The 24,028-nt window shown below is 58.8% G+C and carries 19 protein-coding genes, 1 tRNA gene and 3 pseudogenes; 11 read left to right on the plus strand and 12 right to left on the minus strand.

Going from position 1 to position 24,028, the window contains the following annotated elements; translation table 11 throughout:
* Positions 1 to 128 precede the first annotated feature (128 nt).
* From mapR to RYC17_RS16415, 5 genes and pseudogenes are all read left to right on the plus strand, one after another.
* Positions 129 to 1,538, plus strand: coding sequence for a GntR family transcriptional regulator MpaR (mapR, locus tag RYC17_RS16395; protein WP_316903774.1), 1,410 nt, complete (start codon positions 129 to 131; stop codon positions 1,536 to 1,538).
* Between the two features lie 541 nt (positions 1,539 to 2,079).
* Complete coding sequence (locus RYC17_RS16400; RefSeq protein WP_316903776.1) at positions 2,080 to 3,075, plus strand: aldo/keto reductase; 996 nt, start codon at positions 2,080 to 2,082, stop codon at positions 3,073 to 3,075.
* Positions 3,076 to 3,140: 65 nt separating this feature from the next.
* Positions 3,141 to 3,620 carry a cupin domain-containing protein gene (locus RYC17_RS16405; protein WP_003372002.1) on the plus strand — a complete coding sequence of 160 codons (480 nt, stop codon included), beginning with the start codon at positions 3,141 to 3,143 and terminating at the stop codon, positions 3,618 to 3,620.
* A 125-nt stretch (positions 3,621 to 3,745) separates the two neighbouring features.
* Positions 3,746 to 4,408 (plus strand): carboxymuconolactone decarboxylase family protein, encoded by a 663-nt coding sequence (locus tag RYC17_RS16410; RefSeq protein ID WP_316903779.1) that lies wholly within the window; start codon positions 3,746 to 3,748, stop codon positions 4,406 to 4,408.
* Between the two features lie 2 nt (positions 4,409 to 4,410).
* A pseudogene (locus RYC17_RS16415) lies at positions 4,411 to 5,097 on the plus strand (alpha/beta hydrolase); the annotation flags it as partial.
* 137 nt (positions 5,098 to 5,234) lie between these two features.
* Here RYC17_RS16415 and RYC17_RS16420 read toward each other — a convergent pair.
* From RYC17_RS16420 to RYC17_RS16430, 3 genes are read right to left on the minus strand one after another with little or no spacing between them, the layout of a single operon-like run.
* Positions 5,235 to 5,552, minus strand: a complete 318-nt coding sequence (locus RYC17_RS16420; protein ID WP_316903781.1) for a YciI family protein — start codon at positions 5,550 to 5,552, stop codon at positions 5,235 to 5,237.
* A gap of 26 nt (positions 5,553 to 5,578) precedes the next feature.
* Entirely contained in the window at positions 5,579 to 6,211 is a 633-nt protein-coding gene (locus RYC17_RS16425) for an FMN-dependent NADH-azoreductase (RefSeq protein ID WP_003371994.1), read from the minus strand.
* 55 nt (positions 6,212 to 6,266) lie between these two features.
* The gene (locus tag RYC17_RS16430) at positions 6,267 to 7,112 is read right to left on the minus strand and encodes an alpha/beta hydrolase (RefSeq protein WP_122265413.1); all 846 of its coding nucleotides are present in this window, start codon (positions 7,110 to 7,112) and stop codon (positions 6,267 to 6,269) included.
* Positions 7,113 to 7,234: 122 nt separating this feature from the next.
* On the opposite strand from RYC17_RS16430, the gene RYC17_RS16435 reads away from it, so the two are divergent.
* Complete coding sequence (locus RYC17_RS16435; protein WP_003435886.1) at positions 7,235 to 8,275, plus strand: GlxA family transcriptional regulator; 1,041 nt, start codon at positions 7,235 to 7,237, stop codon at positions 8,273 to 8,275.
* A 167-nt stretch (positions 8,276 to 8,442) separates the two neighbouring features.
* Here the strand turns inward: RYC17_RS16435 and RYC17_RS16440 are convergent.
* Positions 8,443 to 8,518, minus strand: a tRNA-Asn gene (locus tag RYC17_RS16440).
* Between the two features lie 512 nt (positions 8,519 to 9,030).
* Here RYC17_RS16440 and RYC17_RS26975 point away from each other — a divergent pair.
* Both RYC17_RS26975 and RYC17_RS26980 read left to right on the plus strand, forming a co-directional pair.
* Positions 9,031 to 9,900, plus strand: a pseudogene (locus tag RYC17_RS26975) (cache and HAMP domain-containing protein); the annotation flags it as partial.
* Between the two features lie 285 nt (positions 9,901 to 10,185).
* Positions 10,186 to 10,761 (plus strand): annotated as a pseudogene (locus RYC17_RS26980) (methyl-accepting chemotaxis protein); the annotation flags it as partial.
* A gap of 40 nt (positions 10,762 to 10,801) precedes the next feature.
* Here RYC17_RS26980 and RYC17_RS16450 read toward each other — a convergent pair.
* From RYC17_RS16450 to RYC17_RS16470, 5 genes are read right to left on the minus strand one after another with little or no spacing between them, the layout of a single operon-like run.
* Entirely contained in the window at positions 10,802 to 11,644 is an 843-nt protein-coding gene (locus RYC17_RS16450) for an energy transducer TonB (protein ID WP_316903783.1), read from the minus strand.
* Positions 11,641 to 12,087 carry a protein TolR gene (gene tolR, locus RYC17_RS16455; protein ID WP_057407804.1) on the minus strand — a complete coding sequence of 149 codons (447 nt, stop codon included), beginning with the start codon at positions 12,085 to 12,087 and terminating at the stop codon, positions 11,641 to 11,643. Before tolR ends, RYC17_RS16450 begins: the two co-directional genes overlap by 4 nt.
* Before the next feature lie 9 nt (positions 12,088 to 12,096).
* Positions 12,097 to 12,807, minus strand: a complete 711-nt coding sequence (gene tolQ / locus RYC17_RS16460; protein ID WP_122258106.1) for a protein TolQ — start codon at positions 12,805 to 12,807, stop codon at positions 12,097 to 12,099.
* A gap of 55 nt (positions 12,808 to 12,862) precedes the next feature.
* Positions 12,863 to 14,791: a phytase gene (locus RYC17_RS16465; RefSeq protein ID WP_122281973.1), complete on the minus strand. Its 1,929-nt coding sequence runs from the start codon at positions 14,789 to 14,791 to the stop codon at positions 12,863 to 12,865.
* 37 nt (positions 14,792 to 14,828) lie between these two features.
* Positions 14,829 to 17,345, minus strand: a complete 2,517-nt coding sequence (locus tag RYC17_RS16470; protein WP_316903786.1) for a TonB-dependent receptor — start codon at positions 17,343 to 17,345, stop codon at positions 14,829 to 14,831.
* 775 nt (positions 17,346 to 18,120) lie between these two features.
* Here RYC17_RS16470 and RYC17_RS16475 point away from each other — a divergent pair.
* Both RYC17_RS16475 and RYC17_RS16480 read left to right on the plus strand, forming a co-directional pair.
* Positions 18,121 to 19,035, plus strand: a complete 915-nt coding sequence (locus RYC17_RS16475) for a GGDEF domain-containing protein (RefSeq protein ID WP_054072615.1) — start codon at positions 18,121 to 18,123, stop codon at positions 19,033 to 19,035.
* A 9-nt stretch (positions 19,036 to 19,044) separates the two neighbouring features.
* Positions 19,045 to 20,082, plus strand: a complete 1,038-nt coding sequence (locus tag RYC17_RS16480) for an AraC family transcriptional regulator (RefSeq protein WP_122258108.1) — start codon at positions 19,045 to 19,047, stop codon at positions 20,080 to 20,082.
* A gap of 7 nt (positions 20,083 to 20,089) precedes the next feature.
* On the opposite strand, the gene RYC17_RS16485 is transcribed toward RYC17_RS16480, so the two are convergent.
* The 3 genes from RYC17_RS16485 to RYC17_RS16495 are packed head-to-tail and all read right to left on the minus strand — an operon-like array spanning position 20,090 to position 22,348.
* A complete protein-coding gene (locus tag RYC17_RS16485) occupies positions 20,090 to 20,764 on the minus strand; it encodes a response regulator transcription factor (protein WP_004665622.1) in 675 nt (224 codons plus the stop codon).
* A gap of 19 nt (positions 20,765 to 20,783) precedes the next feature.
* Positions 20,784 to 21,653, minus strand: a complete 870-nt coding sequence (locus RYC17_RS16490; protein WP_193601385.1) for a phosphatase PAP2 family protein — start codon at positions 21,651 to 21,653, stop codon at positions 20,784 to 20,786.
* Entirely contained in the window at positions 21,653 to 22,348 is a 696-nt protein-coding gene (locus tag RYC17_RS16495; protein ID WP_316903789.1) for a histidine phosphatase family protein, read from the minus strand. The genes RYC17_RS16490 and RYC17_RS16495 overlap by 1 nt, the downstream gene beginning before the upstream one ends.
* 520 nt (positions 22,349 to 22,868) lie before the next feature.
* On the opposite strand from RYC17_RS16495, the gene RYC17_RS16500 reads away from it, so the two are divergent.
* Entirely contained in the window at positions 22,869 to 24,023 is a 1,155-nt protein-coding gene (locus tag RYC17_RS16500) for a mandelate racemase family protein (protein ID WP_316903791.1), read from the plus strand.
* Positions 24,024 to 24,028 lie beyond the last annotated feature (5 nt).

Here is a 24,028-nt window from a genome sequence, read left to right on the forward strand (position 1 = left end):
GTGACGGATGACGCAACACCCTGAAACACGTGAACAAGCCATCTGATTCTGTTTTTTACAGTTGTTGTGTCTCTGTTCGTTATGACCGGTTTCGCTCATGATGCAGCCTTGTTCATTCGATGCCGCTTATGAAACGTTACGAAAAATTCGCCGCCGACATCTCGGAAATGATTCGCAGCGGCGTCCTGCCCGCCGGGGAAAAAGTCCCGTCCATACGCGTCGCGAGTCGCACCTGGTCCGTCAGCCCGGCGACGGTCTTCAAGGCCTATTACCTGCTGGAAGACAAGGGACTGATTCAGGCCCGCGCACGCTCCGGGTATTACGTGCGCGAGCATGCCGCCAATGCACTGACCGAACCTGAACTGATCAGACACGCCAGCGAAGGCACCGAACTGGGTGTCAGCGACCTGATCTTTTCAGTGCTCGGCTCGCTCAAGGACCCGGACACCGTGCCATTTGGCTCGGCGTTTCCCAGCCCGCACCTGTATCCGTTGGCGAGCCTGGCAAAGTCGATGGCTTCAGCTGTGCGTGCGCTGACGCCTGCGGGCATCGTCAGCGACATGACCACCGGAAACCCCGAGCTGCGCCGACAGATCGCCCTGCGCTACATGATCAGCGGCGTGCGCTTGCCCGCTGACGAACTGGTCATCACCAATGGCGCCATGGAAGCCCTGAACCTGTGCCTGCAGTGCGTCACCGAGCCCGGCGACCTGGTCGCCATCGAAGCTCCGGCGTTCTATGCCTGCCTTCAAGTGCTGGAGCGTCTGAAGCTGAAAGCCGTCGAAATCCCCGTGCATCCGCGTGACGGGGTGGACCTCGATTCGCTGCAGGACAGCCTGACACGCCTGCCGATCAAAGCCTGCTGGTTCATGAGCAGCTTCCAGAATCCGCTGGGCGCGAGCATGACCCAGGCGAAAAAACTCAGGCTCTACAACCTGCTGGAACGGCAGCAGATCCCGCTGATCGAGGACGATGTGTACGCCGAACTGTATTACGGCGCCAATGCACCCCATCCGGTCAAAAGCCTGGATCGCAGCGGGCTGGTGATGCACTGCAGCTCGTTTTCCAAGACCCTGGCTCCCGGCTACCGTGTCGGCTGGGTGGCAGGCGGACGTTATACCGAACAGATCAATCGGCTGAAACTGATGACCACCATTTCACCCTCTGTCCCCGCCCAGGCAGCGATTGCCGACTACCTCAAACATGGCGGCTACGATCGCCACCTGCGCAAATTGCGCGACACCCTCGAACTGCAACAAGGCGCGATGCTGGCTGCTGCCGCTCGTTATTTCCCGGCAGCGACACGCGTCACACGCCCCGCTGGCGGGTACTTTCTGTGGTTCGAATTCCCCGAGCAAGTGGACTCGCTGCAGGTGTTCCAGATGGCCCTGGCCCAAGGTATCAGCCTGGCACCCGGCCCGATCTTCTCGGCCTCGCAGCGCTTCAAGAACTGCGCACGCCTGAACTACGGCACGCCCTGGGATGAACGCAGCGAGCAGGCCATGGCGATGCTTGGACGAATCATCGCGTCGTTCTGAAGTGTTTACGTTCGGCCCACGTACAACTGATCCGTATTTTTAAGCTGTTTCTGAATCTGTACCAGAATCTGCCTGCGCAGGATAATGGCCACGCATTAAAACGCGCAGGACAACCGTCATAGACCGGAACCTGCGACTCGTTACAGACAGATCGATCAGCAGGAGACGCTCATGGGCAAGCTCGGACTTTCATTGATAGGTTTTTTGTTGCTGGCGATAGCGGTGGGTTTGCTGGGGACTATTTCGCCGTATTGAGCATTGATTATCGCCGTGATACTCATCGCTCACGGTTATACACACGTCCTGATGACTATCGCGCCCATGCTGCGCATTGGCGCGATAGTCTGCTCCAGACTCGTTCAGCAGCCGATTAATTAGTTTTCCTCATATGCCCTTGCCGATTTACCCGTCTAGTATCTCAGCCTCCCCTCGCATAACTTCCTTTCGACCGATGTTGCTGCAGTGCAATCGTCACTGAGAACAGCCCATCCATGTTTTTTCGCCCGCGAGCTGTGCTGGTTCGCTCCACGGGAGGCACACGATGCAAAAACGCAATTTAGGCAACAGTTCTCTTCAGGTATCGGCGCTGGGGCTTGGCTGTATGAGCATGACCTCGGCCTATGGCCCGGCCGCCGACCGGCAGGCCATGATCAGCCTGATCCGCAGCGCGCACGAGCGTGGGGTCAACTTCTTTGATACCGCGGAAGCCTACGGCCCGTTCAGCAACGAAGAGCTACTGGGCGAAGCCTTGCAGCCGATTCGTGATCACGTGGTCGTCGCCACCAAATTCGGCTTCGATATCGACCTGATCAGCGGTGCCAGAGGCGCGGGCACGAACAGTCGCCCTGAGCATATTCGCGCCGTCGCCGAAGCGGCGTTGAAGCGTCTGCGCACTGACCGCATTGATCTTTTCTACCAGCACCGCGTCGACCCCGCCGTCCCCATCGAAGATGTCGCAGGCACCGTCAAAGACCTGATTGCCGAGGGCAAGGTCAAGCATTTTGGCCTGTCCGAGGCGAGTATCGATACCGTTCGCCGCGCCCATGCGGTGCAGCCGGTGACAGCTGTGCAGAGCGAATACTCGCTGTTCTGGCGTGGTCCCGAGCAGGACCTTCTGCCTGGGCTTGAAGCACTAGGGATCGGTTTCGTGCCATTCAGCCCACTGGGTTCGGGGTTCCTGACCGGAAAGATCGACGAGCACACGCAGTTCGATGCCTCGGACTTTCGCAGCGTCGTACCGCGCTTTTCCCAGGACGCACGCAAGGCCAACATGGCGCTGGTCGACGTCGTCAAGGCGGTTGCCCAGCGCAAGAACGCTACGCCTGCGCAAGTGGCGCTGGCCTGGCTGTTGGCCCAAAAGCCCTGGATCGTCCCGATACCCGGCACTACGAAACAACACCGTCTTGATGAAAACCTCGGGGCCGTCGAACTGGAACTGACTGCGGAGGACCTGCACATGATTCACGAGCAGACAGACCGCATCGCTCTGCTCGGTGATCGCCTGCCCGAAGCGGCGCTGAAGATGACCGGTCTGTGACCGCACATTGATCAAGGCTGCTGCCAATGCGCAGCAGCGTCCCTTCCCTGTCAGGAACTATTCCGATGAAAACCCTGATTGCCCTGCCTGTTGTCTTCTCGTTGGTCACCGGAGTGGCGCATGCCGAGCAGTCCGCGGACATCCGCATTACCCGTGGAGGCACGCAGCCTTCCATTCAAGGCAGCGCCGAAAACTTTACCGGCGCAGTGCGTGTTGACAGCCTTTTCAAGGCAGACAGTCCAGCCCGCATTGGCGGTGGCACCGTGACCTTCGAACCTGGCGCACGCACCGCCTGGCACACCCATCCGCTCGGGCAAACGCTCATCGTGGTTGCCGGTGTCGGCTATGTGCAAAAAGAAAGTGGGCCTCGTCAGGAAATACGTCCCGGGGACGTCGTCTGGATCCCACCGTCGGTACGCCACTGGCACGGAGCGACGGCCACCAACGGCATCACGCATATCGCGCTGGCAGAAGCTTTGGAAGGTAAAGCTGTTACATGGGCCGAAAAGGTCTCCGACGCAGAATACGAGGGCATGCGCCAATGACACCGTCGCTTTTCGGCTCAGTACTTCATCGCAGAGCCCGCCCACTGGCTGCTTTACTGGCAGCGTGCCTCGGGTTGGGAAATGTAACGGCCGCTGTCGCTCAGGAGCGTGCGACAGCGCCCGCCATGACAAAAACGACGCCACCGGCTGGCACGCTGTCTGGCAAGCAGCAAGCCATTCCATTGATCGCCGCGTTCATGGCGACCAGCGATATGCCAAAGCTTGACTCGGCGCTGAATCAGGGGCTCGACGCGGGCCTAACCATCAGTGAGGCCAAGGAGATTCTGGTTCAGCTCTACGCCTATGCCGGGTTTCCACGCAGCCTCAATGCGTTGGGCGAACTGATGAAAACGGTTGAGGCACGCAAACAGCGCGGTATTCAGGACGCAACCGGAAACGAACCCGGCCGGGCGATCCCCACAGGCGAGGCGTTGCGTGAGGCAGGAGTAGCCAATCAGACACGCATTTCCGGCGGCACCGTCAAAGGGCCTTTATTCGACTTCGCCCCTGTCATCAATCAGTTCCTGCAAACCCATCTGTTCGGCGACATCTTCGAGCGCGACAACCTCGACTGGCAAAGCCGCGAGCTGGCCACCGTCGGCGCCCTGGCAGCAACGCCGGGTGCCGAGCCGCAGTTGCGTTCCCATATGCTGGCAAGCATGAGGGTGGGTTTAAGCGCTGCACAGTTGCGCGAAGTGACCAACATACTTGCCGAACAGGCAGATGGAACCATCGCCAGACGCGCACGCGAGGCGCTGACACAAGCACTCGAAACGTCAAAGGACTGATCATGAACATGGCAAGAAACCTTCTGGCGCTTGCTATGGCGGGCATGCTGGCAGCCTGTGCGGTGAGTTCCAGCGAACCGGGCAATAACAGCGCGCCGCTGACGATCCAGAAACAAGGCAGCTTTACCGCCGGTGGCGAGATGATCACTGCACCGGGCACGTTCAACCCGCGCAAACCCATGCAGCCCGATGGCCAGACTTACCACGGGGACCATGCCTATGTGTTTTATCAAGTGCCGGTCAACGCACGAAAACTGCCAATCGTCATGTGGCACGGCGCAGGTCAGTTCTCCAGGACCTGGGAAACTACCGCTGATGGCCGTGAGGGTTTTCAGAATATATTTCTGCGGCGCCGGTTCGGCGTCTACCTGATCGATCAGCCGCGCCGCGGCGACGCCGGTCGCAGCATGGTCGAGGCAACACTCAAACCCACACCGGACGAGCAACTCTGGTTCAACCAGTTTCGCATCGGCCTGTGGCCCGAGTACTTCAATGGCGTGCAGGTTGCTCGTGATCCCGGCACACGCGAGCAGTTTTTCAGGGCCATGACGCCAAACACCGGGCCATTCGATATGAACGTCATCTCTGACGGGGTATCGGCAATATTCGACAAGATCGGCCCCGGCATTCTGTTCACTCACTCCCAGGCGGGCGGCCCGGGCTGGCTGACGGTCATCAAGAACGAAAAACCCGCCATAAAGGCGGGTTTTTTCTTGTTCAATGGCATTGCCTGGCAGCGTTGAAATACTGTCTGGCTCCACGAGCTGGACTTGAATAGAAGTATAGGCACCCAAAAATCACAAACGCTTATGCGAAAAACAACGCGCTAAACACGGTCTATGTACTTGGCTCCGCAGGCCCAATGGGCTGCGAAATCGGCAGAGCGCACTGCAGGATTACAACTCAGGATATCGAAAGTCGCCAACCGGTGAACATCGAACGGATCTTCGGCGACCATTCGTTGAATGTCCGCGATGTGTTCACCGTGCGCAAGGATGAAGCCCCCGTTCCCATCGGCGAGAGGGCCGGCAAACAGTACAGTTCCGGACTGTATATAGTTGACCAGCCACGCTTTGTGGGCGTCCAGATGAGCGTTGACTTCCTCAGCAGGACGAAGGTAAGTAAGTTTGATAGCAAATAGCATAAAATCAAGCCTCCAGACTGGGTGAGTTATTGAGCAGGGACTGACAACCCTGCAATGACAGCGGACATTGCAGCGGTTGCTTTTTCAACGCCCTGATCTCGTACTGGTTGGCCTCTGGAAACGCCCTCAGCGCGGATGAAGTGGACATCGCTAATTCCCAGAAAACCAAAAAATGCCCTGAGATAGCTTTCCTGGAAGTCCATTTTTTGCAGTGGTCCGTCCGCGTAGAATCCCCCACGAGCCGAGACCACGATGACGCGTTTGCCGCCGGACAAACCTACAGGGCCATGTTCTGTGTATTTAAAAGTTCGTCCGACCTGAGCGATCCTGTCCAGCCAGGCCTTTAGCTGGCTCGATACGCTGAAATTGTACATAGGAGCACCGATAACCAGCACATCGCTCGCCAGGAACTCCATAACCAGGATTTCTGACAGTTGATGCTCCTGCAGAATGGCCTCCGGAAAATCATTGATCCCGGTTTGCCGGAACCCTGCTGCAATAGGACCCGTGAGATGCTTCAACTCATCATCGACCAGGTCTCGGTACTTCACATGAGCCTCGCGGTGGCTGCCTTGAATGTGTGCAACAAGGGTCGAGGAAAGTGCACGGGTTATGGAGTTGCTGCCCATTATGCTTGAGTCAATATGCAGTATTTTCATGCTTGAGGCCCTTGAGATAAGTAATGGTTGTTGTCAAAAAAGCCGTGAACACTTTTCATCGTCCGGCTTCTCTGGCGGCGTGATCAATGAACTTGGCTACCGTATCGGGATGAGAAACTAGTGACAGATGGCTGGATCGAATTGATAAGGTCTGCGCTCCAATCTGTTTCGCGATAGCCCGCTGTACCGACGGTAAAAGCGCCTTGTCATCCGTTGTTTGCAAGTACCAGCTTGGCTTGTCGTGCCACGCCGCGTGCTGGATCTTCTCCGCGAAACAGGCTGCTGCGATAGGCTGTTGGACTGATGCAAGCAACTGCGCTTTTTTCATCGGCAAGTCCGCCGCCATGACGAGATGAAACTGCGCGGGATCGTCCAGCCAAAGCCAACCCTCCTCATCGGGTGTCAGGCCAGTCATAGGTGCATTCAGTCGCTGCAGGAGGCCCGCTGCTGATTCACCGCTGTCGGGCACCAGAGCGGAGAGATAGACCAGGCCCTTCACATTGGAGGCGTTACCGGCCTGTGTTATCACGGTGCCAGCCCATGAGTGCCCTACCAGGAGCACGTCGCCTTTTTGTCGGCGAAGCACGCGCTGCGTTGCCAAAACGTCATCTTGCAATGAGGTCATCGGGTTCTGCACTGCGGTGACGTAATAGCCCATGGCGGTCAGTTGCTTAATCACCGACGACCAGTTCGAGCCATCGGCAAATGCGCCATGTACCAGCACGATGTTGCGCACAGTGCCGTTAGGCAACGCAGCCATGGCCGGGCCACTGGAGAACAACAGCGATAAACCCAAGGCCAGGCCAAGCCGGCTCAGCCAGCTCAGCCAGCTCAGCCAGCTCAGTTGACTGGGACGTTTCTCTTCTTGACGCATGGAGTTCGTGTGGAGCGGCAGTTTCATGTCGGAGCGCCGTTGCAAATGACTGTGCACAGCTTAAGCAGGCCCAACTGGAACTGTTAGATAACAAATAGGCCACACTTCATGCAAAACTCGCCAACTTGATTGCCAAAGCAGGATTTGCCATGCGCATTGCGATTGTTGCTGTGGAAGGTAGCTTGATGTCCGCCATCACTGGGCTGGCTGATTTGTTCTGGATGACCAATCAGGCGCTGAAATCACCACCGCCCGGGTTGGCTTCGGAAATGAGGGCCAAGATCGATGTTGAATTTGAGACGATCATCGTCAGTTCGGATGGCAAGGCGCTGCGCGATCCTCAGGGCAGACTGATTCCCGTTGATGCAGACTTTTACACCGCGGGGTCTTTTGATGCAGTCCTCGTTACCGGCATGGCCTTGGGCCCGGATAAATTGCCGCCCACGTCCGACTCCCTCAAACGCGCGGCGGATTGGCTCAAAGTGAACCACCAACAAGGCGTACTGGTCTGTGGGGCGTGCGCGGGTACGTTTGTTCTGGGAGAGGCTGGGCTGCTCGACAACAGACGTTGCACCACTACCTGGTGGCTGCATCACGCTTTCAAAAAACGATTTCCAAAGGCTCAGCCCGTGTGGGGCGCTGCGGTGGAGCAGCAAGACGGCATCATTACCACTGGAGGGCCGTTGTCCTGGATTGATCTAGCCCTCTACGTGATCAGGTGCCTGGCCGGTGCCGATGTCGCCAGGTTGACCGCAGATATTTCTGTGACCGACAGCTTGCCACTGCCTCAACTGGTTTATGCACCCCGCGGTTTTATAAATAGTGCTGATCCGCTGCTTCTGGAAACCGAGCAAATCATTCGCCATGCCAGACCCGGGCTGACGGCTGAAGAGCTCGCCAAAATGTTGAATCTGAGCGAGCGGACAATGCATCGACGATTCAAGAAATTAACCAATGAGTCGCCTAAAGAGCTCATTACCCGAGTGAGGATAGAAACGGCTTGCGTCCTCCTCCAGACACCGGGAGCCAGCATTAAACAAGTGGCACTCAAGTGCGGCTACAACGAGGATACCTCGTTCCGACGGGCTTTCATTCAACTTACCGGGATGACGCCTGCGGATTACAAGCGCAGGTCTAAAGCGCAGTCCTCCGATGCGAGCGGATCAACGACGCGTTCGGTGCAGACGTAAGATTCATTTCTGGTACTGGAGGCGATTTAAAAACTACTCAAGGTGTTTTCTCAGCCAAGTCCATGAATTGTCGCGTTGCCAGCGCTCGGCGCCAAAACGAAAAAACCCGCCAGAAGGCGGGTTTTCGGTGTTTCAAAGATTTTTAAAGTCTTCTCTGAAACCTTGTCTGGCTCCACGACCTGGACTCGAACCAGGGACCCAGTGATTAACAGTCACTTGCTCTACCAACTGAGCTATCGCGGAATGAGCGCTATGTTACTGATTAGGAAAAGGAAGTCAAGCGAGGGGCTGAAAAATTTTCTGCGTGCGGCTTACGCGATATCGGTTGTTCCTGATGCACCCACGGGAGAGTACCTCTAGCGCCTTACGCGACACGGGACGCAGCTGATCGTACTGAAGTTGGCACTTCTGTCACATCAAGAAACATCTATCCCGGTCGACATCTGAGTCAGGTAATTCCTTTCCTACGGATCAGGTATAACAAAAAAATGGCCTCGCTCAAGACAGTACAAGCTCGCTACACCGCAACCTTCGTAGGATTCATGGCGCTGGTCATTGTTCTGACGGTTTATGGCATCGGTCAGTTCGTGTCCCCCAGGCTTACCGCCAACGATGAAAACATGCTGACCGCAAAGGCGGCAGACATCAGCAATGAGATCAAGACCGAGTTGGCCCGCGTACAGGCGCAGGCGCGGGTGATCACCGAGCTGGTGCCGCAGCTGTCCAGTGACGATATCGACCGCCTGCTGCCGTTCATGGTCAACCAGTACGGCGAAGCCAAGGTATTCGGCGGCGGGATCTGGCCTTTGCCGAACGTGCGCACGCCCGGTCGTGCCAAGCACAGCACCTTTTACCATCGCGATGCGTCGGGCAAGTTGATCGTCAACACCCATTGGAACTCGCCTGAGTCGCTCAACTATTTCGAACAGGGCTGGCACAAAGGCGGCTTGAACTCCCCTGCTGGCCAATGCGCCTGGGCGCCCGCCTATCAGGATGCCGCCAGCCCGGAACCGCGCACCAACTGCGCCATGGCCATTACCAAAGACGGACAGCCTTGGGGCGTGTCGACCATCGACGTGACGCTGGGCTTCTTCAACAAGCTGGTTGAAGCCAAAGAGCAGGAAGTCCATGGCCGGATCATGATCATCGAGGCCGATGGCAAGATTCTGTCCAACGTACCGGGCAGCAGCGACAAGATCGTGCTGCGCAATGTCTCCGAACTGGCGGCGCAATCACCGTTCATCAATGGCATCAAGTCGGCACTCGCCGTCAAAGGTACTGGCACCTCGCGTCTGACCTACCAGAACAGCGATGGCGAAGAATCAACGCTGTTTCTGATGCCGGTTGCTGGAACGCCTTGGCTGCTGGCCGTTTCGCAAAACACCGACCTGCTGAAAAGCCAGAGCGAAACCGTCCTCAAGACCCTGGCCTGGCTGCAGATCCCGATGGTTCTGGTGCTGCTGGTGCTGATGATCGTTGCGTTGCGCACGCTGATGAACCGTCTGGGCGTGCTCAAAACCAACATCGACACGCTGTCGGCCGGTGACGCCGATCTCACCCGGCGCATTGCCGTCAAAGGGCACGATGAAGTGGATCAAGTGGGTGAGTCGGTCAACAACTTCATTGCCTACCTGCAACGCATGATGCTCGACGTCAGCAGTTCCACCAGCGAGATTGCCAGCGGTATCGAACAACTTCGCAGTCAGGCGGGCGTTACCAATGCCATTCTGATCCGTCACGCCAACGAAACCGATCAGGCCGTTACTGCGATCACCGAGATGTCCTCCACCGCGGACGAAGTGGCCCGCAGCGCGGCGCAGACCGCAAGCTTCACGCAGTCGGCCAACGAGAACGCGCAGGTATCGAAAACCGTTGTTGCAGACGCTTCTGACAGCGTGAATGCACTGATCAGCGAGGTCGATTCGGCCACCAGCAAAGTGCAGTCGATGGAGCAGGACGCCAAGCGCATCAACGCGGTGCTGGCGGTGATTGGCGAAATCGCCGGGCAGACCAACCTGCTTGCGCTTAACGCCGCCATTGAAGCCGCGCGCGCCGGCGAACAGGGTCGTGGCTTCGCGGTCGTGGCCGATGAAGTGCGCGCCCTCGCCGCTCGCACCCAGGCCAGCACGTCGGAGATCAACGAAATGCTCGGCAGCCTGCAACAAGGCGTCAGCGCCGCAGTAGCCGCGATGGAAAAAACCCGTCAGAGCTGCCAGACCACGGCGGGCAAAACCACTGCCGTAACAAGCGGCCTGGATGACATGACTCGCTCGGTTCTGCAGATCAACGACCTGAGCACGCAAATCGCCACAGCGGCCGAGGAGCAAAGCGCGGTGTCCGAGGAAATCAGCCGTAACATCATTGCCGTTCGCCACATCGTCGAAGAACTGGTCGAAGGCGGCTCCAGCAACGAACGCAGCACCGCTGCCCTTTCCGAGTCCAACACTCGCCTGATTGCGCTGGTACGGCGCTTCAAGGTCAGTTAAAACCTCTGCGGGCCTGCCGCAGCATGCGTCAGGCCGCTGTCTATTTGATCCGGTAGTGGAAGGTATTCTTCACCCCGGACACGCTCACCGCCCTGCCCTCGACAACCCGTGGCTGATAACGAAAAGTTTGCGCTGCGGCCAGTGACGGACGGATAAACAGTGGATGGCACGCACCCTGCACTTGCGGGTTGACCACCGTGCCTTGCGGCGACACGTCGTAGACAACCGTGCAATCACCCTCGATGCCTTTTTCCAGCGCCCGTTCGGGATAGTCTGGAGCCTCCTTGCTGAGTGGCTGATACTGGCTGCTGTCAGCGGCGGCCTGCTGTTGTGCTGATTGCTGCGCCTGGCGGGCGCGCTCGGCAGACTGACGCGCCTGTTCGGCCTGACGTTGTTGCTCAACCTGCTGACGTTGCTGTTCGGCCAGACGCTGCTGTTCCTGGCGCTTTTGCTGCTCGGCTTCGTGCAGGCGCTGAGCACTCTGTTGCTGTTCGCGCACGCGCTTTTGCTCGTCAACGCGCTTGCGTGCCAACGCCGCCTGTTCGACCTGGCGCTGCGGCTCTGCCTGCGGTTTTGCAGCTTCCACCGGCTGGGTGATCGGCAGCGAGGCCGGTGCAGGTGGCGGCAGCTGAACAGGCTCGACAACCGGCGCAGCGGCGACTGGAACCTGCTTAGGCGCTGGCGGCAAAATCACTAATTGCGTGGTCAGGGTTCTGGTCTGTGCAGGCGTTGCTTCGTGCGGGCTCCAGCCGAACATAAGCCCGCCCAGCAGCGCGCCATGCAATGCCAGCGCGATGGCAGCGGCCAGGCCATTGCTGCGCAGCCAGGGCCCATTCACCCATTCGCGGCGCGGCATGTGGTAATCGAGGGCCAGGGTGTTCATTGCGGGGCCTCGGTCACCAAGCCCAACTGCGTTACACCACTGCGTTGCAGCGCCGCCATGGCGGCGACTACCCGGCCATAATCAGCCTTGTCATCAGCACGGATGAACACTTGCGTGTCCTTGCGCTCGGCAACCAGTCGGGCAATGCGCTCCTGCATGTCTTCAAGGCTCGCGGCCTGATCGGTCTGCGCCTGAGTATCGACCGTGTCGCCCAGGTTCCAGTAGTAGCCGCCCTGCGCCTTGACGGACAGGGTCACGATACGTTGCCGGGTATCGCTGGCGAGTGCTTCGCTGGCGACTTTGGGTAACTCGATTTTCACGCCTTGGGTCAGCATCGGTGCCGTGACCATGAAAATTACCAGCAGCACCAGCATCACGTCGATATAGGGCACGACATTCATTTCGGCTTTCGGGCCATGTTTGCGTTGCGGTTTGACCAGCATGACAAGTCCTCAGGCCGCAGCGGCCATGTTGCGGGTCAGGCCTTGCAAGGTGCGGTTCAGGCGCACCTGCAGTTCATTGCCGAAGCTGTAGTAGCGGGCCGTGAGCGTCTGGCCACGCGCGGCAAAGCGGTTGTAGGCGATAACGGCAGGAATGGCGGCGAACAGGCCGATGGCCGTGGCAATCAAGGCTTCGGCAATACCCGGCGCGACCGTCGACAGTGTGGCCTGCTGCACTTGAGACAGGCCGATGAAGGAATTCATGATCCCCCAGACCGTGCCGAACAGGCCGATATAGGGGCTGACCGAACCGACCGTGGCGAGAAACTGCAGGCCTTTTTCCAGTTGCAGCTCCTGCTCGCTGATCGCGACCTGCAATGCGCGTTCGACGCCTGACAGCACCACGTCAGGCTCGATGCCGGGACGTGGCTTGAGTTGCACGTACTCGGCATAACCGGCGTTGAAGACGCGCTCGATACCGTCAGCGCCCTCTTGAGCCGAACGGCTCTCGGCGTACAGCGGTGACAGCTCTGCCTCACCGCGAAAGCGCTGCTGAAACGCATCCAGTGTCCGCTCGTAATGGCCCAGCGCAAGACTGCGCTGAATGATCAGGTACCAGCTGACCAGCGAAGCGAGCAACAAAATCAGCATCACGGCCTTGACCAGCAGGCTGGCATCGCTGATCAGGCCCAAGATGGTCATGTGTTCGAGGGTGGCGTGCATCGTGGTAGTCCTCTGTAATGGAACGAATGATTAGCACCGCTTGATGACAAACGACTTACGGCAGCTTCAAGGTTTTCATCACCTCGGCCCACGGCACGAACTTGAAGTTCTGCGCCTGCTCGGGCATGCGTTTGCGCCCGTCCTGAACCACCAGCATGCCTTTGCTCCAGGGTCCGCCGAGGTTCATGGAGGTCACTTCGATGCCGTCGGTTTCCGAGGTACCGTCAATCCCCGCGTTCGCGTTGAGACCGACCCGAAAAGCGCCGCGCAGTGCGTAAGGCGGCTCGGCGTCGACCACCACGTAACTGTCGTTACCCTGACTGGAGATCACCAGATAGTCATGGTTGTCACTCTGATACAGCGCCAACCCCTCGACATCGGCATGCACCGCCTCGCCCACCTTGATCACACTGGAAAGCGTCGCAGGCTGATCGGCGCGCGCATCGACTTCCCAGACGCCAACGTCCTCTTCACCGAGAAACAAGCGCTGACGCTGGTCATCGGCCACGCAGCCTTCCGGCTGGGTGTCGACCTTGAAGCGGCGTACCAGCTCGCCTTTCGCCTTGCCATCGGACGCGCTGAGCCGATACTGGAGAAAGCTGCCGTCTTTACCGTTGGCGAAGGCGTACAGCTCGCCACTGGCAGGTTTGAACAGGCAGACGCCATAGATTTCCGCCAATGGCGTGGGGATCTCTCCCGCTTCACGAATGACGCCGCTGGCCCGGTCGATGCTGAACAGGCTCAGGCTGTTGTGATCCCGGTTACTGGCCACCGCCAGATCGACGCTTTTCTTGCCGAGCATGAAGCCTGGGCGTATGTCGACGTTGTTCAGGCGGCCTACCGGCAACTCCTGCAACTGCTTGCCACTCAGGTCATAAGCCAGCAGGCCCTGTTTTTTGTTGGTGCCCAGCACGCGGCTGAGCGCCGGATTTTTCGGGTGGACCCAAATGGCCGGGTCGTCGGCGGCATCACCCTGACGCCCGACCGGCTGGCTCTGACTCGCCGCCATGACAGTCGGCAACGGCTTGGCGACAGTCACCGGTTTGGGCGACCAGTTCAGTTCACCCTGATACAGGCGCTCGCCGTCATTGTCGTTAAGCAACACCTGCAAGCTGTTCTTGCCCTCACGCACAGAAAGCCCTTCCGGCTTTTTCAGGCTCATCAGCGACAGATCGGCCACCGGCGTCCAGTTCTCCAGCGATTCCTGCTGCTGATAGAGATGCAATGCCTTGCCTTTCGGGTCCAGCGCCAGCAAACCGCCCGGAACAATGGCCATTGCCCCCGCCGCCTGTTTCAACTCGCCAAACGGTTCGCGCAGGGCCACAGGCTGACGCGCGACGTCGGCCTCGGGGTGCGCCGGGTAGGCCCACCAACCAATGTTTTGTTCATTGACGAACAACTTGTGCGCAGCGTCGTCAACCTGACAAAACTCGGCTTTGGGTGGTAGCGGCAGGTTACGCACCAGGCGTGGCGCGTCGTTCAGTTGGTTATCTGCGCCAATCAGCCATTGTTCGCCCTTGCCCTCTTCGCCCACCAGAAACACAAACAGGTTGCTGGCGTCATCGCGGTAAAGGCACAGACCGGCCACTGAATAATCGCGTGCAGGCAGATAAACCGGCTTTGACCAGTGTGCTCCGGTCGGATCGAGCTGGGTCAGCATGGCCTGCTGGCGGGCATTATCCAGCGTTGCAATGAGCACACTCGAGCCTGTAGTACGGCTGTCGAGCCCTTGGAACGACCCCGGCATTTTCGCCAGCTCGCGGCCCTGCTCATCCAGCAGCAACAGCCCGGCCTTGACGCTCGCGGCCAGACGGCGGGTGCCGTCACTGCCCGGCAGAAAGGTTGCGGATTGAGCCTTGAACGATGCATTTTCGGCCCAGCGTGTCAGGTTCAGGTCCAGCGGCGGCGACGCGTGCGCAGCCCCGGCCGCAAGGCAAAGCAATAGCGCCAGGCACGCTGGCTTGGGTGATAACGAAATGATCATGAACGGTTGAATCCTTTGAATGAGCGCGTCAGGTCGATCAGAAGTGAGTGAAGGTCAGGCCGACTTTGTAGGTCGGGCCGTATTCTTCGTACTGGCCGTTGTAGGCTCGATGACCGCTGTAGACGAAATACGGCTGATCGGTGAGGTTCTGCGCCTCGAAGCTGACCTTGAGGTTCTTGGTCAGTGAATAGCGGGCGCTGAAATCGACGAAAGTCTGCGCATCCACGTACTGGTCGTGGTCCTTGTCGCCGATCGACGCCAACTCGTAGAGATAGGCCGATTTGTAGTTGGCGGACAGACGCAGACTCAGCTTGTCGTTCTCCCAGCCGAGCATGACGTTACCGACGGTTTTCGACTGGCTGGGCAAGTCGATGTCGCGCTTGCGGTTGGTGCCGGTGCTCTGGTCGAAACCGTTGATGCTCGCGTCGGAACGGCTCAACGTGGCGTTGGCGCCCAGCAGCAGACCGTTCCATGGCGATGGCAGCCAGTCGAGCTTTTGCGAATAGGCCAGTTCCAGGCCATAGAGCTTGGCCTTGTCGCCGTTGGCGTAGGTGTTGGCTTCGGAGAAGTTCGCCCACTGCCCGGTGCCCGCCAGGTCGGTGTTGTAGACGAAATTCTGGATGTCCTTGTAGAACACGAACGCCGACACCGTCCCCGCTCGGCCCATGAAGTGTTCGATGCCCAGGTCAAGGTTGCTCGACTCCAGCGGCTTCAGATTCGGGTTACCGAAAGAGGCTTCGCCATCGTCGATCACAAAGCCCGGCGCCAGTTGCCCGAACGTCGGGCGCACCACGGTTTTGGTCCAGGCGGCGCGCAACTGGGTGCTCTTGTCGATCTGATAACGGGCATGCAGACCTGGTAACCAGTGGTGATAGCGGCGGTTGGTGGTACTGGACTCGAACGCGCCATCGCGCACACCGGTGCCCTTGGCGTCCATTTCCGTGCCTTCGTAACGCAGGCCGGCGATGAAGCGCCACTTATCGACATCCAGGGTATTCATGAAATAACCGGCATTGATGTCTTCGTTGATCTTGAAGTCATTGGCGCGGCTTTCAGCCTCATCGTAGGCGTTATCAGCGTTCAGGCCGCCGATCAGGCCCTTGATCGCAGTGGGACTGATGCCGCTGCCGAAATTGCCCAGTCGATAGTCGATGGTGCCTTTCTGAAACTGTGTCAGGTTGAGTTGCTGGTCGCTGATACCCTGGTCATCGAAATCTTCGTATTTCCAGACTTCCAGATCGTTGCTTTTGTCGCGTCGGCTGACCTTGCCGCCAAACTTGAACTGCGAGGCATAGCCCTTGAAGTCGTAATCGCGGGCCAGGTCGAGGCGCACGTTCTTCTCGGTGTCTTTGGTGTACTGCTTTTCCCGGTCGACCTTGTCCAGGGTAAAGTTCGAATTGTCGTAAAACGAGGGATCGACGATGGGCCTTGGCTTGTCGCGGTCGTAGAAACCGGTGTCGGCAAAATCATCGTTGCCCACGAATGTGGCCCCGGCAATATGGCTAGGGCTGTCTTCACTGGACTCGCTGTAACCGGCCTGGCCGCTGAGCGTCCACAGGCCGACCATACGTTCGCCACCAAACACGTAGGACTGGATTTCTTGGGTTTCGGTGCGCGCCTTGAGCTTGCGCGTGCCTTCGGCATCGCCGGTCTGCCCTGCGCTCTGGGCATTGGCAAATTCGAAACCGTTGGTGGTGCGCACCTCATCATCCTTGAAACGGCTGTACAGGGTGCGCAGGTAGTATTTGCTGAGGTCATCGGGTTTGTAATCGAAGTTAAGACCACCCCCGGTGCGCTCGCGGCTGATGTCGTAGTCGCGTTGTTCAAACGATTGCAGTCGCGAGCCGTCCCAGTCTCCGCCGGTCTCGACGTTGTCGGAGCCGAAATCACGCTTCTGCCAGCTCAGTGCTGCCGCCACACCGAAGTTGTCGATGCCGTCGCCAAGGCTGAAACGATTGCTCGCCGCGCCGGAAAACTTGGGGCTGGTCTGGTGGGTGTTCTTGTCGTAGCTGGCTTCGCTGCTGCCGGTGTAGAACAGCCCTTTGTGGTCGAAGGCAGAGAGGCTTTCGACATCGACTGTACCGCCCAGCGAGTTGGCGTCCATGTCCGGGGTCAGGGTTTTGATCACTGACAGTGACTGCACCAGTTCGGCAGGCAGCACATCCAGCGCTACGGCGCGTCGGCCACTTTCCGGGGCGGGCACCAGCGTGCCGTTGATGGTCACGCTGTTGAGGTCGGGCGCCAATCCCCGAACAGTGACAAAGCGCCCCTCGCCCTGATCGCGCTCGACGCTGACGCCCGGCATGCGTTGCACTGCTTCGGCGACGTTCTGGTCCGGTAACTGTGCAACGCCGTCGGCATGCACCACGCTCTTGATACTGTCGGAGCTGCGTTGCTCCTTGAGCGCGTTGTCGATACTCGCCGCCTGCCCGACCACTTGCACATGCTCGGTGGTATCGGCTTCGGCCGCCTGCAAACGTTCGCTGGCAATGGCAAATGCCAGCGCGCTGAGTGTGAAGCCGACCAGTTGAGCCCTGCTGCGACGCCTGTGCATGTTAAGTCCTCCCCCATAATCCCGACAGGCCAGGCAAATGACCCGGCAACTGGAGGCGCAAGCTAGAGTCGCGCAGTGACGGTTCTGTGACAGGTAACGGGCGCAGGGGCTGAAAGCACGGGGTTTTAGGGCGACTGGGCAAGTAAATGAGCTGATTTGACTTTCAGGCGGGGCTGGGCGGAATCAAAAGCCGATGTGCATATGACTCTCGTTCCAACGCTCCGCGTTGGAATGCACTTCGTGACGCTCTGCGTCACACAGCGGTTCTGCGACATCAGGTGGATTGAGGTTCGACTCAGGTCACCTTTTCGCCCCTCGGCGAGTTACTTTGACGGGCCAAAGTAACCAAACCCCCTCGCTCCTGTTTCCGGCCCGACTTCGTCGGGTTCCTTCGCCCTGTCACTGATCCGGGGGTCGCCGCAACGTGCCATCCATGGCCCGGTGCGGCTAGCCTGGCGTCCTGCCAGGCTACCCCCGGATCAGCGCCAGGACTCAGCCGTCACTTACGTCGCAATCTGCGTCGCCAGTGCCACCGTGATCGACCTCCTGCAGACGCTGCATGCCATTGTGCTGCTCCGGAGACTTGTGACGCAAAGCGTCACGAACCGCATGCATTCGGCAGGCGAACCAGCCGGGGTGGCGGTCAGGCGCGTAGAAAAAACCTGCAACACACGTGAGCTGATTCGACCTTTCGCGGTCCGCGTTACCCGTCACCGAAGTGTCATGTACATCTGTTCTGCTGGCCGATAACCAGCAGCTCGGGAGCCGTCTTTTCATGTTCAGGATCATCCAACCCCATCGCTGGAAACTCGCTGCGCTGATGGTCGCCTCCAATCTGGGCCTGTTGGCCTTTCTGGCATTTGGCAACGTCAAGCAGGTCAGCGAATGGCAATGGCTCGACATCGTCGGCGAAGGCGGCTCTGCGCTGCTGTCGCTGGTCTGGCTGTTTCTGGTGTTCAAGAGCCGGCCGGCCGGTCGGGTCACCAATTACCTGTCGACGGGCCTGAGCTGTGTGTTCTTCTCGTGGTGGATCGACGCGCTGGACGAGTTCATTCGCCTGCCCAGCCAGATCCATTGGGGACACTGGCTGGAATCCGGACCGATGCCAATCGGCCTGATCCTGCTGACCCTCGGTATCTACCACTGGCATCGCGAGCAACTGGCGATCAGTGCGCAGATGGAAAAGCGCGAGCGTGGCTTTCGTGAGCATCGGCTGTACGACAAGCTCACCCCGCTGGGCAGTGCCGACTATTTGAAACGCCAACTGGTCGTCAGCCTGGAACAGAGCCTCTGCCAGCAGCAACCGTTGTCGCTGCTGGTAGTGGACGTGGATGACTTCAGCGCGATCAATAACGCATTCGGGCATGCCGAGGGCGATGAGGTTTTATCCGCGCTCAGCCATCTGCTGGTACTCAACCTGCGCCGCCAGGACCTGCTCTGCCGTCTGGCGGGCGACCGCTTTGTGGTGTTGTTGCCCAATACCGGAGAGAGTCAGGCGAAACTGCTGGCGCTGGAGCTGCAGCAGGCGGTTGCCAGCCTGGCGCACAAGACCCGGCAACAGGGTGAACGCATTCAACTGTCGGCCAGCGTGGCGGTGGTCATGGCCCTCAATGAAACGCCGGACAACCTGCTGCGTCGCCTCAACCTGTCGCTGGCCCGCGCCCGACGTCCCCTGACCCGTACTGCCTGAGCGACTGCCGTGACCCTCAAAAGTGACTGGTACGAAGCCGACAGCCGCTTCATCCCCGGCCATTACCAGCCGGCTACGCTGATTGATCTGGCCTTGTCGCGCGGGATCGACAGCCATCGCCTGCTCAAAGGAACCGGCCTGTTCTACGAAGACATCGTTGCGGGCAAGACGCGGCTCAGTGCGCAGCAATTCTTCGTTCTGATCGGTAACGCACAGCGCCAGATGGAGGCCGACGACACCAGTTTTCTGTTCGGCCAGCGACTGTTTCCCGGCCATTACGGCGCTGCAAGCCATGCGCTGCGTCATGCGCAAAACCTGCATCAGGCGCTGGAAATCCTCATCCACCAGCATGCGCTGCTCAGCCCGTTGCTGACGCCGCGCCTGGAGCTGGACGAGCATTTTGCCTACCTTTACTGGCTGGACAGTTGCGGCGCGGGCGAACAGCAACGCTTCCTGCTGGAGGCCGGTATGACTGCACTGGTGGCGATGAGTCAGCTGCTCAGCGGGGAACGCCTGCCGTGGGAGTGCAGTTTCTGTCACGAGGAACCGCGCTACATCGAACAATACTGGGTGCATCTGGGCGAGAACACGGCATTTGGCCGCCCGCTGGACATGATGCGCCTGCCCCGGCATTACCTCACCCGCGCATGGCCAGGCGCATCGCCCATCGCCGTGCAGGTCGCACAACAGGAGGCCGCCGGACAACTCGCTGCACTGGGTATGCCATTCAGCCTGCTGGACCGGTTACACCAGCACCTGCGTGACAACGTGCGCCAGGCTACCAGCCTGGAACAGGTTGCACATGCCTTCGCCATGAGCCCGGCTACGCTGAAGCGCAAGTTACACAAACACGGCACCAGTTTTCAGGCCCAGCACGACCTGGCGCGCAAGCATGTCGCGCTGTACCTGTATCAGATCAAGGGGCTGAGCAACGAGGCTGTGGCGGACTACCTGAACTTCAACGATCCGGCCAACTTCCGCCGCTCGTTCAAACGCTGGACCGGCAGTACACCGACCTTGATCCAGCGCCTGTTCAATTTCGACTGAACAGGCTTCAGCGCTGGACACACAACTTGTAACCCAGGCCATGAGCGGTATGCAGCAACGGCGTCTCGTGGTCGCCATCCAGCACCCGCCTGAGGATATGAATGTTGCTGCGCAGGCTACTGCTGTTCGGGGCATCACGCCCCCAAAGCACCTCTTCCAGCTCGGATCGCTTCACGATATGGGGACTTTTGCGCATCAGCAATTCCAACAGTTTCATGTTGGTCGGGTTGAGCTTCAAAGGCACACCGTTGCGGGTTATCTCAAGGGTATCCAGATCGAAGTGCAGGTCAGCGACCACCATTACCCGGTTATCCTTGCGCTGGCGTCGGCCCACCACCGCTTCGACCCGGGCGAGCACCTCGGACATCGCGAACGGCTTGGTGATGTAATCATCGGCACCCACCTTGAAGCCGGTAAGACGGTCATCCAGCTCATCCCGCGCACTGAGCATTACAATGGCGACTTCCGACTTCGAATACTGGCGCAGACTGCGGCAGATCTGATTGCCGTCAATGCCCGGCAACATGATGTCGAGAATGATCGCGTCGAAGCGCTTCGACGCCGCCAGGTGCAGCCCGCTCAGGCCGTCCAGCGCACCTTCTACCGCGTGCCCCCTGAGTTCGAAGAATTCCAGCAGGTTATCGTGAATGTCACGGTGGTCTTCAATAACCAGAATGTTCATTGCAGCGCCTTCTTGTTTTCTACCCGGCCGAGCGGGACCCTGTTGCCATTGAATCGGCAGGTTGAGTAAAAAATTCATCACGCCGACCGGAAACTGCGGCGTTACGAATTGGCTGTTGCAACCTGGATCGTCCATAAAAGCACAGTGCGACCAGCAGCGTGCTCAGCCACACCACGATACCCGCCCAGAACGTGTGCGACATAAAGTGCCAGCCTTGCAGCACCCGCGTAGTGCCGTAGATCATGCCGAGCACGAGAATGCCTGCCAGCAGGATCCTGGAATGCTGCCAGCAATAGCGCCGAGCCACGAAGTACAAGGCCAGCAGACTGAATGCGCTTGACGCATGACCGCCTGGCCAGCAACGCCCGGCACCGGCTTCATGCAGAAAATTGAAGTTTCGGAACCACTCGATGTGCGCCTCGCTGCCACCGTACAAGGTGGTTTCAACGGGGCAGTACACACTGGTGTGGCTTTTCAGGTAATGGATCATGCCGGTGCTTAGCGCAAAGGCAACGATCACGAAAAAAAAGTCCAACCGATGCCTGCGCGTAAAGCGCAGAAGCGCCTCTGTCCGGGAACCCGACAGGCGCCTCATGAAGCGCGAACCGGCCTTTTTTTCCAGTAAAGGCCAGATAAACGACAGCATTGCACCAATGATCGCCAACTCTCCGGTCCAGTCCGGGATGATTCGCGTCCACTTGTGCGTGATGGTCTCGAACAGGTGCATCTGCCCGATGGGAAATACGCCGGCTGCCGAATCAAAAAACAGGTCACTCAACTGTCGGTCAATACTGGTCAGGTCGAATGTCACGAAGACCAGTAGAGCGAAAAACACGGGCACACCCAGATTGACGGCGTAAAACCGCAGCCTGGGGCTGGAAGATGTCATCAATTGAATTGCTCGCTGTTGAGGTTTGCCCATTGCCCGGAAGTCAGCGAGCCGAGAATTTTCGGCCGGTGGGTACCATCCATCTGCACGAAAAATGCCTGAGCGTACTCACTTGAACGCTCGCCGCCGATCACGCCGATCTTGCGTTCGAACTGGTCGATACAGCCGCTATGCGTCACCAGCACCAGATTTTCGCCACTGACCTTGTGGTCTTCCACGACCTTCATGAAACCGCCGTCGCAGTCGTTGATCCAGTCCTGAGCGGCCACGGAATGGCCTGCCAGAAGTTGTGCAGTCTGTTGAGTGCGGGTCTTGGGGCTGGCGATCATGCGCACATGGTCCATGCCCATTTTCTGCAAACCGGCGCCCACGGCCAGTGCCGCATCCCGCCCGTTGGAGGTAATGCCGTCAGCATCGCTCATGCAAGGGTTGCTAGAGCGGTCGCAGCGTTCGGCGTGCCGAACCATCACCACCACATCACCTTGCCGCCAATGCTCGCGAAGACCGGAAACCTTCAGGTTGCTGCCAATGCCCAGATCCACCACATGCACGCTTGAGAACGCCGTATAAAACCAGGCGCAGATAGCCAGCAATACGACAGTCACCGTTATCGAGAAGATGTGCTGATGCACTTTGCGGCGCTGCTGAATGCCCGAATCGGCGAGCACATTCTTGTTTATTGTCGTGTCAGCCAAGTGACCACTCCTGCCATGAACCTATGTGTGGTGTTGACTCGGGAGGTACCCGATGTCTTCACCGCTCCCGTGCAGGCAAGATAGGTTCAGCATCGTGCTGACGCAGTGAAGAGGATGTGAAAAACATGTTGTGGCCCAGCGCCATGTTTTTTTACGAAAGCCCTGAAAACGGGGCTTTGCGGCTTTTCTGACTTGAACATGAAGATAATTTAAGCGTTTTGCGGAAAATTCAGCGCGCCGCCCTGCCCTGCACGGGGCGTTCCTGGCGCGACGGCAGGTTGCGTGCAGCACTTAATGCTATTCAGAGGCCAAAGGTATAACGACTTAAACGCTGTCATCCCGCGCAAATACCTCACGCCATTCATCGCGGCTCGCTCATAACCGCCTATAACGCCCATCAATACAGGAAATAGTCGTCATACGACTATTGACATCGTCCTACAAGGCTGCAAATAATCGCCCCAACGTTGTATGACGACATACTAATAACCTGATAACAACAATATCCATGAAGGTCCTCATGAAAATCACCTCGGTCAGTGTCGACGTTTTTTCCTTCCCTTCACGCCGCGCTGTAGACAGCGCAGGTCATGCCCATCCAGGCGAAGAAAAACCGGTCAGAATGGCCATGCTGCGTATCGCCTGCGACGAGGGCAGCGAAGGATTTTCCTTTGGCCCGCCCGAACTGATCCGCCCGCACATCATCGAGTCATTCGTGAAAAAGGTGCTGATCGGCCAGAACCCGATGAATCGTGAAAAAATCTGGCAGGAACTGGCCCACTGGCAACGCGGCAGCGCCAGCCAGTTCACCGACCGCGCGCTGGCACTGGTAGAGCAGGCGCTGTGGGACCTTGCCGGACGCGCCTTGAAACTGCCCGTGCACAAACTGTTGGGCGGCTATCGTGACAAGGTACTGGCCTACGGCTCGACCATGTGCGGTGACGACTTGCCCGGCGGCCTGTCCACCCCGGACGAATACGGTCAGTTTGCCGAAAAGCTGGTAAAGCGCGGCTACAAAGGCATCAAACTGCACACCTGGATGCCGCCGATCTCGTTCGCCCCCGACCCGCGCATGGATGTGCAAGCCTGCGCTGCGGTGCGGGAAGCGGTCGGCCCGGACATTGCTCTGATGCTCGACGGGTATCACTGGTACAGCCGCACCGACGCGCTATACATCGGGCGTGAACTGCAAAAGCTCGACTTCGCCTGGTTCGAAGAGCCGATGATGGAAGACTCTGCCGAATCCTATGCCTGGCTGGCGGCCAACCTGGACATTCCGGTGCTTGGCCCGGAAAGCATTGCCGGCAAGTACCACAGCCGCGCCAGCTGGGTAACCAACAAGGCCTGCGACATCCTCCGCGCTGGCGTGGCTGGCGTCGGCGGCATCTGGCCGTGCCTGAAAGTCGCGCATCTGGCCGAGTCGTTCGGCATGGACTGCGAAGTGCATGGCAACGGCGCTGCCAACCTCGCCGTGGTCGGCGCTATCAGCAACTGCCGCTGGTACGAACGCGGCCTGCTGCATCCGTTTCTTGAATACGACGATGTACCGGCCTACCTCAATACGCTGGTCGACCCAATGGACAGCGACGGTTTCGTGCACCTTTCCGGGCAGCCCGGACTGGGCGAAGACATCAACTTCAGCTATATCGAGACACACACCGAACAGCGTTACTGACTGGC

The sequence above is a fragment of the Pseudomonas syringae group sp. J248-6 genome (assembly GCF_032586995.1).
Taxonomy (GTDB): Bacteria; Pseudomonadota; Gammaproteobacteria; order Pseudomonadales; family Pseudomonadaceae; genus Aquipseudomonas; species Aquipseudomonas amygdali.